The 13945-nt window shown below is 32.5% G+C and carries 10 protein-coding genes and 1 CRISPR repeat array; all 10 genes read right to left on the bottom strand.

Annotated elements, in window-relative coordinates:
- Nucleotides 1–56: 56 nt before the first annotated feature.
- Nucleotides 57–194, bottom strand: coding sequence for a hypothetical protein (locus DWW68_RS13525; RefSeq protein ID WP_158576906.1), 138 nt, complete (start codon nt 192–194; stop codon nt 57–59).
- Entirely contained in the window at nt 182–703 is a 522-nt protein-coding gene (locus DWW68_RS12370) for a hypothetical protein (RefSeq protein WP_147365769.1), read from the bottom strand. The genes DWW68_RS13525 and DWW68_RS12370 overlap by 13 nt, the downstream gene beginning before the upstream one ends.
- Nucleotides 651–845 carry a hypothetical protein gene (locus DWW68_RS12365; protein WP_118590152.1) on the bottom strand — a complete coding sequence of 65 codons (195 nt, stop codon included), beginning with the start codon at nt 843–845 and terminating at the stop codon, nt 651–653. Before DWW68_RS12365 ends, DWW68_RS12370 begins: the two co-directional genes overlap by 53 nt.
- A gap of 49 nt (nt 846–894) precedes the next feature.
- Complete coding sequence (locus tag DWW68_RS12360) at nt 895–1107, bottom strand: hypothetical protein (RefSeq protein WP_118590150.1); 213 nt, start codon at nt 1105–1107, stop codon at nt 895–897.
- A gap of 693 nt (nt 1108–1800) precedes the next feature.
- The gene (locus DWW68_RS12355) at nt 1801–3246 is read right to left on the bottom strand and encodes a hypothetical protein (RefSeq protein WP_147365690.1); all 1446 of its coding nucleotides are present in this window, start codon (nt 3244–3246) and stop codon (nt 1801–1803) included.
- Nucleotides 3198–5765, bottom strand: coding sequence for an LPD23 domain-containing protein (locus DWW68_RS12350; RefSeq protein WP_118595016.1), 2568 nt, complete (start codon nt 5763–5765; stop codon nt 3198–3200). The genes DWW68_RS12355 and DWW68_RS12350 overlap by 49 nt, the downstream gene beginning before the upstream one ends.
- Before the next feature lie 727 nt (nt 5766–6492).
- Nucleotides 6493–7916: direct repeats of the CRISPR family, unit length 36 nt; unit sequence GTTTTACACTCTTACAAAATTACAAGGTTCTCAAAC.
- A 56-nt stretch (nt 7917–7972) separates the two neighbouring features.
- Nucleotides 7973–8641, bottom strand: a complete 669-nt coding sequence (gene csn2 / locus DWW68_RS12340) for a type II-A CRISPR-associated protein Csn2 (RefSeq protein ID WP_118590142.1) — start codon at nt 8639–8641, stop codon at nt 7973–7975.
- A complete protein-coding gene (gene cas2 / locus DWW68_RS12335) occupies nt 8638–8943 on the bottom strand; it encodes a CRISPR-associated endonuclease Cas2 (protein WP_118590140.1) in 306 nt (101 codons plus the stop codon). Before cas2 ends, csn2 begins: the two co-directional genes overlap by 4 nt.
- A gap of 4 nt (nt 8944–8947) precedes the next feature.
- Nucleotides 8948–9820: a type II CRISPR-associated endonuclease Cas1 gene (gene cas1, locus DWW68_RS12330; protein WP_118590138.1), complete on the bottom strand. Its 873-nt coding sequence runs from the start codon at nt 9818–9820 to the stop codon at nt 8948–8950.
- Entirely contained in the window at nt 9817–13911 is a 4095-nt protein-coding gene (cas9, locus tag DWW68_RS12325) for a type II CRISPR RNA-guided endonuclease Cas9 (protein ID WP_118590136.1), read from the bottom strand. Before cas9 ends, cas1 begins: the two co-directional genes overlap by 4 nt.
- Nucleotides 13912–13945: the final 34 nt, after the last annotated feature.

The following is a 13945-nucleotide window of genomic DNA, read 5'->3' as shown; positions in this document are numbered from 1 at the left end:
AACAGTGGGTGGAATTTAGTCTTTCATACGGAATTTACTTTTACAAGTCAGCATTTCTATACTTCTTGATTTTCTGCAACAACCAGACCATCATCATTCTCTTTTACATTCATAATATCCTCAACTTCCGCTAAATTTTCCTCACATGTGTCCGCTAATGCTTCACAATCTATGTAATCCGTTAAAGCATACATACAGTTAAGTTCCTCCTATTTTCATTCACTTCATTGGTTGTGTTCGTATTCGCTTTCGCCTTATGCATATTGCTGTTTTCAAACAATTCATCCTTTATTTCACGACGGTTTTCACCACAAACCCTTAACAGCTCCACAAGATCAGTTGCTTCATTGTCATCTGTTTCACACAATCCAATATAATGCAAAACATCACAAATCTTTTGGTCTACTTCTGACTGCTTTTTTGTTAATTCATCTTTGTAATCAGTTAAATTTGAAGCCTCATATGCAAAATGTGTTAAATATTCCTCCCAATCCATTTCCGACAAATCATAGGAAGATGGATTTTTGGTTATACTACAATGAACTTCGTCTCTGGTAAGTTTTTTTGCCAGTGAAATATCTTCCTGAACAAAGTCATAAGTTTCCTCATTTCCACTGTACTGAACCTCAGTTTTCTCATAATCTAACGATTCATTTTCCCCTTCCACCGGAATCATACGATAAAAAGATGATTTTTTTCCCAACGGATATTTTGCTATTTGCCTGAGAAAATGTGAAAACTGTAGTTTCTTCTTTACCTGCTGCCACCACCAACTGTTCCTCTTTATTTACCCGGTAATAATTTTCGCTGTAATCCATAATGTAATATAGTAAATCTGTACTCATGTGAGCCTCCTTATCTTATAAAGTTTCATATTAATTTAGCCAATGAACTTTATTTGTTTCTTAAACAAACCTCAACAAACATAATTAAAATAAAAATTGCAATTACCAGTAAAACCGGGTGAAGTAACAGCCACATAAGTGCAAAGACAAATATTATACCTCCCACAATTTTTCCTATTCCTATCAACCCTGAAAAATCCCCATTGCTTGCCGCCACTATTGAACCAACTACAAGCATCAATATAAAAGCTAAAATATGCATAAATGCCACCTCCGTTTAAATTTAGTAAAAGTTAATAAAGATTAATTAGTAGTAAAATTTGAAGATTATAAATTTACCTTACATAAACATTAGCATTTTTTAAGTCCATTAAAAAGGACTTGTGAAGGAACGGATGTTTGTTGTGAAGATGGAATTTTGTTCCTTGTATCTATTTTCGTTCAAATAAAAAACTACTAACCCAATGCCGGCTAGTAGTCTTCACCTATTATGTTCAATAATAAATTTTCATATTTTTCTTATATCAAAAGATTTCCTTGTCTGTGGCGTTGTTTAAATCAATATAGATAATGATGCGCATATAACAATACTATTATGTTAATTTTTAGGATTATGAGGGGTGAACCTTGAGAGCATTCAAGGAATGGCAATGTCATTTCTACACCCTTACGAAATTTACAAGATCGTTAAAAAAAAATATGAGTTGTGTCAGGTTACACAGAAAAAAGAGTTACGCAAGCTCTAGATGTACAAGCCCCTAGATTGGACGTCCGAAACGCTCTTGCTTCTCCTCTTAATAGAAGTATATCTCAAAATAATGAAAAAACAATGCCATCTTAAATCAGGATAGAAAGGATAGAAATACAGATGTTATAAAAAATCTGCAAATAAATTTGGACTATAAGAGCGATTTTTATGAAATAAATACTTCAAATTCCTTGCTGTGCTTTTTGATTAATTCATTCCAACCTCTCTCCATTGGCATTCCATCCTCATAAGCCTGATTCTTGCATTTTCAAATGCCTTTTTTAATTTCTTATGCAATACATCACTGCTTACATTAGTTCCACTGTCTTTTTCCATCTTCTTAACAAGCATATCTATTGCCCTGTTCTGATATAAAAGTCCCTCTATATCACTTTTTTCTCTTAATCTACCCAAATGATTATTTACATCTTCTGATAAACTGTCGCCATAGTATTCCTTGACTTCATTTAAAAAGTCTGATACTTTAATGTTAGAAGAGATGTTGGAGGCATCAGCATTAGCTGTAACCCTTGTCGGCATTACCGCCGTAAATGTCTCTTCTTTTTTTGCTTTTACAGCATACATATCATCTATATAATAATCTCCAATTCTATTACTATCGTATCTGTTTACTACAATGCGATAATAATAGTTATTGTTTTTTTCATCCATCATACATCCCATCAAAACATATGAACTGTCAGCATTATTTCTATTTCCTATTGCTTCATTAACCTTGATTCCATATTTAATGTCATCACCTATATTTAAGCTTACAAATATTGTTGCTTCTGAATGTCCCATACGCATTCCGTGTTTTAATGATTTTTTAGTTACTTGAACTTTATCTCCTGTATCCAAATTTGTAATTACCGGATTTTTTCCCCTGTACTCAACACCCGGATATTTTGTTAAAATATCAACCGCTTTTTGAACAACTGTGTTTATATCTCTAAATTTCGATTTATTTACACTTGTAATTCCTGCATCCATCAGGGCTGCCATTCTATGTCTGCCCTCGTGTCCTTTAACCTCCCCATCATCATATATTCTTAAGTATATTGGCTGACTGTTATTTCTTAACTTCTCTTTATCCAGATTGGTTGACTCACTTATTATTCTGTTATACGCATCATCATCCTCTGTGGTAAGTTTCAAAAACTCTTCCGGTGACAGTCTGGTCAGATATGCCTGTGAATAATCTTCGTTCATGGCAGCATAATCTGTATACAAGTCCTCCAATCTTTCTTCCGTGTAACTTGCTATTCCATTATCCTGTGTCATGCTCTCTGCATCTGTTATGGCATTTATTCTGGCCTGGTAGCGAATGTCTTCACTTTCTGCCGATTTATTATTGACAATATAACTGCTCTTGTGTATTATGGTGTCAAAGTCATAATTATTCAGCGAGTAAGGGAATTGTACCCTTGCCAACGAGAATATGTTATGGCTTTTTTTATTGTTTATATATAGTATTTTGTTATCTTTAGCAGCTCTGTCTATTAACGCAGCTATTCCTTTTCTTCCATACATACCCGTTATGAAATTAGAGGCTACCTGCTTTAATTCATATACGCCATTTCCATCAATTCTTACGCTTACAATTATTGACAAATTATCATTATCGCATATAAAGCATTTAATCCTTCCCACTGTTTATTCAAAATTTTATCAACCTGTTCTGACAGTTCTTCATAACGTCTGTAGTCCTGATTATCTTTCAGGCTTAAATGTCCTCTTCTGTTAAACGTCATTTTAGAATCATCAATTTCATATTTCCATATGTTATCAATTCCACGGAACCAACCTGTTTTCTTAAATATATCTTCAAAACTCTCACCTTCCTTTTCCATCTCATTAGTTCTTTGCAACTCCCGCAAATCCACATTGTTAGAATTTCGTCCTCCATATGAATACAAAATGTTGCTGTCCTGTTTTAAGATGTCATTGCCTTTTTCACTATTTTGAAATATACTCTCATTAAAGGAGTCTTTTAGGGGCGCATTTACGGATGTCTGGTCAGGGTTATTTTTAGCATTGGCTACCACTAAGGCTCCTTTTTTATCCATAAACGCAAAGTCATTGACATTTTGATATGCATTTGTTATCTTATTTACAGAACCATATTTGGTTGTAGATGATGGCAATTGGAGCCTGAGTACTGACAACCATTTATTGGTTCTTTTTTTGTCAGGCTCAATGTATCTTATATTTGAATTATTTATTAATTTTTGTAAATTGTTCAAATTTTTACCATACGCACTTGTTATAATTCCAAAGTCCTGTATTATTCCAGATTTGTTTTTAGGATCAACCAGTAACGAAACTATAACGGGTTCGCCTTCTTTAGAAATTAGGTTTCCCAAAATTACTAAACTATCACTTCTGGTAACTGAATCCATTATTATAATTGGTTTTTCCAATATTTCCGGTACCTGTTTTATAAATTCTATATCCATATCCTGATGCTTATTTAATATCTTTTGTATCTTTGATTTTCCAAAATATATATTATAGTCTTTTACGTTTATAGACTTTAACACATCAGATGTTCTTTCAATCAAAAATCTTCCAAGACTTTTCAATCTCTGTTCCTTAGTTGTATTGTTATACCACTCGTCAATTTCCTTTTTATAATCTTGAGCTTTATCTTGTGCCCTTCTTTCAAGAAATTTCTTTCCTAAACCATCTTTTGAATATTCTATCAGTTTTGCATATTCTTCCCTTAACCTGGAATTTTCTGACAATGTTTTGTATGAAATATTGTTGTCACGAACAAATTCCTTTATGTTATCACTCATTCCATAGCTTGATGTTGGCTCTTTAAGTACCGGTATTACTTCTAATTCCTTTTCTGAAATAAAGCTGTTTTTAACCTGATTGTTATACCTTAAATATTGAACTGCACTCTCCCTGCTTCGTCCTTCAAGATTTGATTCTAAAAATCTTTCTGACACTCCCAGTTTATTTGCAGCCTTCTTTATAACATCTGTATTTCTATCCTGCTTTAAAATATTGTTGTCATTTTCTGAATTTCGGGATATACTATTAATAGAAGAGTTGACTAGTCTCTTGTTATTCTCATTCATTTGAGAACCAGGTTCGGTCGGCTCTTCTATTTTTGTATTTTCTATATTTATTATGTCGTAAAAATACATTTTGTTGCTACTATCTAATGCTAAAATCACATCTGCGGTATAGTCAAATTTTCCTATCCTTATTTTTGTATCCCCTCTATAAAAACCAATTAAATTATCTTTTCTCGGGTGTAAAGGCGTCTCATAAGAATATTTCTTTACAGATTTTACTATTTCATCAGCATTACCCGCCATACGCAATTTTCTAGTATATATAATCTTGTGCTTTCTTTTCAGCCAATTGCTGTATTTTGAATCCGTAAATTCTTTTCTAGTTTTTCCACTGGACCAGACATTTCCTTCATCAATTTCAATTCCAGTCGAAAAACTATCTCTTATTGCTTCCTTGACCAACTTTATTCGTTCTTTTTTATTAGTTACTCCTTTAAAAATATCTTTGTCAATTTCCACAAATGGATTATTATCAGAATCATACCGTATCATTTCACGAACACCGCCTGAAACACTGTTCTTCTCACTCTTTACAGCATTACTCTCTCCTGCTGCACCTACAGCCTCATTCCACAATGTCCTTAGCTTTTCTGCATACTCCTTCATCTGCATTGCTTCCTTAGAAATTACGTCGTTTTTGATGTTTCCATCCTTACCCAATATTTCCTTACATGCATTGATGATACTGTCTGTAAACTCAATTATCTTCGCCTTGATTTTTCCAAAAAGTCCACGGTTTCTTTCTGCCAGTTCCCTGATTGTTTCCGCATCCGTAAGAACCAGTTCACAGCCTCTTGCCACAAGTTCACTCTTGGCCCTGCTCTCTGTCACTTCAATATTCGTTCCGTGTTCCCGGTTCTGTCTTCTCTGATGTTCCGTTTCCTCTGCTATAAGCTCTTTAATGTCCTTACCTGTATTCTTTGAAAGTACATCAAAGACAAATTCCTGCAAGTCTGCATACTCCTTATGGACGAAATTCTCCGCATAATGAGTAAGTTCATGGGAAAGAGTTAATATCATTATGTTATGACCTTCCGTTTCAGATATCTTTCCGGCATTGATGTCTATTCTCAATTTTATCATCTATGTTGACTTCACTAACTTTTTTTAATAAACTCAGTATTGAAGGAGCACTTGGTACTTCAGGAGAAGATACTTTTGTATCGAAGGACCTGATTGATGATGTATCAATCGCTCCTTCTTTTACACAGTACACTTCATAAAGCTCCAATGCATTATTCGATTCACTTACCCTTATTGATGCCCCAATCAAATACTTTCCTTTATTTTTTCTTCTGTTACTTCTGATGCATCTCTAAGCATATTGTTTTGCGATAACTTAATTCTTCCAAGTGCTAAAATGCTCTTTTGATACATAATCGTCAAATAAATCTGTGATACTATTCATGTATCCTCCTTTCTTTTTGTGATTGTTTTTCGAAAAAACAATCACAAGAGAATAAGGAGAAAAAGAAATTGGTAGATTAAACTACTAACTCAATACCGGCTAGTATTCTCTTCAGTTATTTGTTCTGTTCAATAAATTCCGTCATCATTTAAGCACTAACTTTCCCAACCTATCATCATATATATTACTGTTATCAGCATAACCACAATGCTATTGTTGCAACATCTCTGCATACAATCATAGCTCCGTCATCATCACCCTCACGAGATACTGCAAATATTTTACAATAACTTGATTCTTTCAGGTACTAAAACCCTCATACATCAAACAAGCGTTTATTATTCGTTTTATGATAACTTAAGGTTCTCAAGCTCACCACCTGCATCAATTCCCGGCTTTAATTGTTTTGCACTCTTACAAAATCACAAGGTTCTCAAACGCGCACATTAAAGGATTCTTACTCCTGCAAGTTTTACACTCTTACAAAATTACAAGGTTCTCAAACCCAGATGTACCAATTAATGATATACTATGAGTTTTACACTCTTACAAAATTACAAGGTTCTCAAACGCAATCTGGTAGTCTCGGAGGCAGTGGAGAGTTTTACACTCTTACAAAATTACAAGGTTCTCAAACTCAACATTTCCCAAGTCGATTCATCCGTTGGTTTTACACTCTTACAAAATTACAAGGTTCTCAAACTATTCTGGTACTTGTATCGTTATTTTCTCCGTTTTACACTCTTACAAAATTACAAGGTTCTCAAACGTCCACTAAACAAAAAATAACAAAGTTTAGGTTTTACACTCTTACAAAATTACAAGGTTCTCAAACCAAGAATAAACCACCTATGCATCCAAATTGGTTTTACACTCTTACAAAATTACAAGGTTCTCAAACCTGTTGATGATGAAGAGGATTATTATCCTGGTTTTACACTCTTACAAAATTACAAGGTTCTCAAACCAACCTTTTTCTGGTTGCAATAATTTAAAGGTTTTACACTCTTACAAAATTACAAGGTTCTCAAACTTCTAAAGTGTTCAAATCAGCATCAATTTTTGTTTTACACTCTTACAAAATTACAAGGTTCTCAAACTAAGGAAGTTAAAGATATGCCATACACACAGTTTTACACTCTTACAAAATTACAAGGTTCTCAAACAGACACGACAGAAATTTATACAACTTTGAGTTTTACACTCTTACAAAATTACAAGGTTCTCAAACAAATAAATCAATCGAGAAATAAATTTTACAGTTTTACACTCTTACAAAATTACAAGGTTCTCAAACAAAATTCCGTTGAGGATGCAACGACCGAGGTGTTTTACACTCTTACAAAATTACAAGGTTCTCAAACGTTACCATTGAAAACATACACGCCATTTCGGTTTTACACTCTTACAAAATTACAAGGTTCTCAAACTTGCCTAAATGCATTTTTGAATTTGTTGTTGTTTTACACTCTTACAAAATTACAAGGTTCTCAAACAAAAAATATAGTCCGTTGTTTGGCTTAGTTGTTTTACACTCTTACAAAATTACAAGGTTCTCAAACCTGTGTGTCTTGTCTTTTCCTCTAATGCTTGTTTTACACTCTTACAAAATTACAAGGTTCTCAAACACTTGGAAAACTATCAACTAGAATAGTCATGTTTTACACTCTTACAAAATTACAAGGTTCTCAAACAAGAATACAAGGGAAATAACAAAATAATGCGTTTTACACTCTTACAAAATTACAAGGTTCTCAAACAATCCGCTCCGCTATTCCCACCGAACCACTGTTTTACACTCTTACAAAATTACAAGGTTCTCAAACCTCAAATTGTCATCACCGAACCTATATACTTGGTAGTATTATAACTTTGCTAACATTTATTTTACAATCAAACACCTGTCTTTGTCTATAACAAATATGTTTTCTTGATTTGATTTATATCTTTCCACACTTTCTATTAACAACACGTGCATCTTATAATAAAAGCAACTTTGTTTTAAATTTTGAATCTGCTCCATACTCAAATAATCCTTTAGATTTAAAAAAACTACTAGTCTGGAATGATACACATTTGACAATATTTTTATGTACTCATCAATTCTTTCGAACAAAGAACTACAATTATCATCAATTCTCACATTATACAGCTTATACAACGATTTCCATTCGAATTCCAAATTATATGTAATATTATTATACGAAACCTGGTTTGTTATTTTGTCCAAGGTATTTACTATACTACTATTTATCTGATTATATTCTTGTATATAATCATTTCCAACATCAGATAACTGCTCATATAATCTGTTTATTATTTTTTTGTTATTAAAATCAATGGCAAACGGATTAACAATAAATACAACATCCTTATCAATCTTTATGCTTGTGTTGTCTGAAAGAACAAAATCTCCCTCTTCCCCTTCTATTTGTTTCATAATATTTTGAACCACGTCGGTAAGAAATTCCGGCTTTTCCACAATCAACGTATTTATTTCATTCTCTCTAAATTCAATATTAATTCCATATCTGCTATTAACCAATCTCATAAAATCACAACCCTCTCATCAGAATCTAAAACCTCATTTTTACGCTCACCTACAATATATTCCATCCTGGAAAATTGTTTTTCTGTAATTTTCAAAGTTTGAACCAATCCTGATGGAGGTTTGTTCTTTCTTACACCTTGAGTTATCAAATCCGCTGCCGTGGAATTTTGTGCTAACTTACAATATACACTCTCCTGCAACATTAGAAATCCATTCTTTATCAGATATTTTCTAAACTGTGTATATGCTCTTCGATCACTTATTGTAGTCACTGGCAAATCAAACATTACTATAATTCTCATATATCTATAACTCATTAAAATAAAACCTTATCTGCGAAATATCTCTATCATTTAACGCATCAAATACACTTCGGCAATATATTTTTATTGCATTTCCCAGGATTTCCCTCTTACCTGCTATTTCAACTTCTTTATTCAAAAGTCCCAACATTCTATGTTTTTCATCTTTTTCAAAACAATTCGGTTTTAATTCAACCACCATTTCATCAACTAATGGTCTAAATGGTTCCATAAAATCTGATGCCAAATTAAATTGATTAAACATATTATCATGAAACAGTCCTATCTGTGTTAAATATCCGGATGAAACTATCTCCCTATTAAAAAGTGATAAGATAATACTATAACCGTAATTTAAAGCCGCATTTGTCGGTATTTCATCTGTTCTTGTAAAACTCTTTCCAAATAAAGCATTGAAATACACTTTAGCTGCATGTCCTTCTCTATTCGTAATATCTCCAAACTCTACCTCTGACATATAACCATATAACATATTTGCTTCATTCTTGCCATAACGTTCCAGTAACAATGCCTGTTGTTTTATTTTTTCTGAAACGATTTCCGTCCAGATAAGTGCTTTATCCTCTTTTGTCCATTCCATCTGTTTTCTGATTTTCGCACTTGTATCATGGCTACCGTAATATGAAACTAATTCTGAAATTGGATTTCTTTTCTCATCACAAAAAATAACTTTTACTTTATTTTTTATCAATTCACTTAACAGATAGGAAGTCATTGACACTGCTGTACTTTCAACAATCAATGTTCCTATCTCATTTAAGTGAATTTTGGTAGTACTCTCTCCCCTAACTACCAGATATCCAATCTGATAATCAAGTTTAGCATTATTTGATATTACGACTGTTCTCCAACTCATACCGTCAACAGATCTATTTCGTTTTCAAAAAGACCCGTTACGGATTGATTAATTAACTTGAACTCATCATTTCCTGATATTTTTTTACTAATTTTACAAGTTCCACTGGCTTTTGAACCCCCAATTTCCCTTAAATCCACTCCCTCATTAATTAATTGTGACAACTGAATAATTTGTAAAAGCACATACACCTGTCTGCTTAAAGGTAAATCAGAAAACTTTTCTGTCCCCCCATTCAGTTTAGAGCCAACTGCATTAGGTCTTTTACTATATATTTTGTTCATATGCTTATCTTTTAGTACCTCGTATAACTCCAAATTTTTCTCCCTTGTTATCTTTTCATCTTCATCATACTGTGCCTCAGATTGGTACTCGTCATTTACCTTTGTAATCCATTTAACGTAACGAGCCATCTTTGCGTCTAACGATAACTGCACTGCATTCAATACCCGTAATTGCTTTCCTGTTCTTCCTGTAAGATACAAATAGAATCCATTAACCTTAATTAAGGAATGCCGCTTTATCCTATTATATATTACAACAGGATTTTCATATCTAAATCTTTTTTCTTTTTTAAAATATTGTTGTAATTTTTCCCTGCTATCCAACTGTTCCTTAAGATATAAAGGTATATCTTCCAGTGTCCTAACTCTCTTCCCTTTCTCCGTATGTTCAACCAGAACAAAATATGTTCCTTTATATTTTTTCATTCCACCATATTTACATGTGTCACTTATTTTTTCATCGCTACTTTTTACAGAAATATATCCATCACCATTAACCTTCGAAGCTTCTTTTGCACTATAAATAGTCTGATCTGCTATTCCGCCATGTTCCTCATAGTTCATTCTAGTTACTAAAGGTGTATTTTTAGCCATCATTTTTCTAACCATTTTAAAACTTTCTCCACCTTTCGTAATCCATGCATTTTCTTCACCTCTTGAAACCGGATATTCAAATAACTTATCCATGTGATACTTATATTTCTCCGGATCACGTTTATAATCCTTAATGAAGTTTATAGGATGCTTAGTAAACTTTGTATTGTACACATTTCCCACAACAATATTTAAATATGCGTCATTTGCATGATGAAAATCATTTATATTTCTGCATTTTAAGAACCCATATTTATGTCTGAAATCACTGACCAGCCCTGCCTTAACATATATAACTTCACTTTGAGGGAACGTTTTTTCGAACAAATCCGTTATGACTTTTGTTCCTTGTCTAGTTTCTACAATCTGTCTGCTAATAAATTCTGCCTGCTCCTTATCAGTAAATTCATTATTCCTCATTAATCTCTTGTACTTTTCTTCTGTAATAAAATTACCATCTCTAAGCATTTTCCATATTGAATGCATATTTCTTCTTATACTCTCTTCAATTGGAAATGTATCACTTTTATGGGCATTATGTGTCTTTTTTACCAAAACCAAATTATTTTCAATACTATCATCTTTAATAAAATGTCTTGGATAAATATGATCAATATCATATAAATTATCGTTAAATAAATCCGTTAACTCTATATTTTCTCCTGAGTACATACACTTTCCTTTTTGTGTATAATACAAATACAATTTTTTACTTTTAAATTTTGACTCCTCTGTTGCCTCAAGTTCACTTTTCCAATTTCGTGATTCTTTTTGACATTGTTTGTACAAATCTAAAAATTTCTTCTTTCGGCTGTCCTTTCTCTGATTCTTTTCTCCCGGTCCTTTAGCCATTTCGACAAAAATTTTGTCCGGTCCATATCCCATGACTTTTTCTAATTCCTTAAGAACTAATATTGTCTGCCACACCATTCTTTTAACCGGTGCTGATATGTACAACTCATCTAAATCTGAATATTCCATCGTTGAGAGTGTTTTTTCAATCTTTTTTACCCGTTGTTCAATTTCTTCTGAATAGGTAAACTTATCTTCTGCCATTAATTCCATAAAATTGTAGTTTTCATTCCACATTTTTGAAATAATAGATGAAACTTCTCCTGTCTGCTTGTCTGTTCCATTTAGTTCTAATAACTGTCTCGAAAATCTTCCCCAATCTTTGAATTTCATTCCTAAAATTCTCTTGATTTGACTTTCATCCAAAATATTCTGATATTTTTCACGTATTTTTTCAGAAAGGAATTTTCTTGAATCGCCATATACTGTTGAATAGAAAATAACATCTTCTGCTATATTAATTTGTTCCTGCGTTAGATTATCTTTACCAAAAATTTCAAAAAACTTTTTGTGATTTGCCAGTCTATTTGTAAAGTCCCCATCTATTCCTGATATTTCCGGATTGTCATTCGCATCAACCTCACCTATGTCCTTCAAATACTTAACCAACATTTTAGATGTAACTCTTTTTCCCTTTTTAAACAAATCATTATAAATATTTTGCTTTAATTCTACACTAATGCCCTCCCCATTTATTTTTAACTTGTTAAGTTCATTAAGAACCATATATTTTTCATATAATAGCGAATTTTTAGGCAAAACTGTTTCGCCATTTAAATATGTACAATGATTTGTTAAATTGTTTATAAATTTTTCAGCTGATTTTTTTATGTCTATTTTCTGTTCAAAGTTCCACGGTAACACGGCACCGCTCTCTTTTCTAACAGACCACATATTTCCTCTTTTCCCCATTTTTTCGTTTTCACCAACTTTATATGATAAAGGTCCTACATAATATGGAATCTGAAATTCAAAAAGTTTAATTATTTTTTCTCCAACACTCAATCCTGATTCATCTTTATAAGTTAGAAATTCCAAGTACTTCTGAGCATTTTCGATTATTCGTTTTAATTCTTTTTTATGTACCTGGTTTGGAATTACTCCATTTGAAGATGTAACTTGTTTAGGCAAAAATGTTCCCTTATCCAGTTCGCATAATATATAGTTCTTTTCTTCGCAATCTTCACATCCACTAACTATCGCTTTCATTTTCTTAAAGATTTCGTCTGTGTCATGCTTTGCTCCCCTTCTTACTTTTTCGTTCTTATAATTAACAGAGCCAACATATGCACTATAATTATTGTCCTCCATAATTCTAAACATTTTCTTATAGCTATCCATTGAATTGCTCTTCAGCACCCTTTTTAAGACTTCTAAATCTTTTTTATGTTTATCATATGCTTTTACTCGTGCAACGGACAAATATTCTTCTCCGGACATTATATTTGCCAAAACTGCCCAATCATGAATCTGTTTTGCAATTAGTAGCATTTCAAATTCATCTTCTGCTAAAATGCTTTCTACTTCCGTTATGCTTTCTTCATAATTTGCATCCCTAAAAGATATAGACATTTTAACTGTATCTTCATTAAAATCTCCGTTTTCAAATATCTTTGAAAGTGTACCCTTCAATCCACATATTAGTTTTAAAATTTCTACTTCCTGCTTATTTTTACTTTTTGACAATTGGAATAACTCTATAAGTTTCTCTAATCTGGCTGTGTTGGAATAATTTTTTGATGATAAAATGTTTTCCAGTTTTTCCTGTTCCACCTCTTCAAGTCTTTTTCCTAGAATATCCAACATTGATATATTTAATTGTTCAACACTCTTATGTAAATCACTTCCACTTTTTTCATCTAAATTTGCATTCAAAAAGTGTCCCCTATGTTTAAACATATTAAGTATTGCAAGATAAACTAATCTAACATCATACTCTTTTCCTGTATTATTCAAGTCTAACAGTGCTTTTCTTAAATGAAATATAGTCGGATAATCATGATAATATTCCTTATCAGTATATCCGGTATCTGCAAACAACGCAAAAGGCTGATTACTCTCTTTATCTTCTCTATGGTATTTACTATCAGCTAATCTTTGATAAAATCCCGGATCAATCTTATTTATTTCTTCAGCAAATAATTCACGTAGATATCCTACTCTTGCTTTTTCTCTTTGTAATCTTCGTCTAGCTGTTCTATGACTTCTCCTATCAGCTGCTGTGTTTGCTTCACTGAATAAACGAACGCCCCAAAGATCCTTACCTTTTCTTCTCAATAACTGATATTTTTCATTTGTAACTGCCCATCCTAAGGATGATGTTCCCATGTCCAAACCTAAATAGTATCTTTCATATGCCATAGTTTTTCCCTCCTACTCTTGACATTCTATAAAA

The sequence above is a fragment of the Eubacterium sp. AF16-48 genome (assembly GCF_003479405.1).
In the GTDB taxonomy this organism is placed as follows: domain Bacteria; phylum Bacillota; class Clostridia; order Lachnospirales; family Lachnospiraceae; genus Eubacterium_G; species Eubacterium_G segne.
Note: the sequence above shows the minus strand (reverse complement) of the source record. Positions and strands in the feature narration are given on the sequence as shown.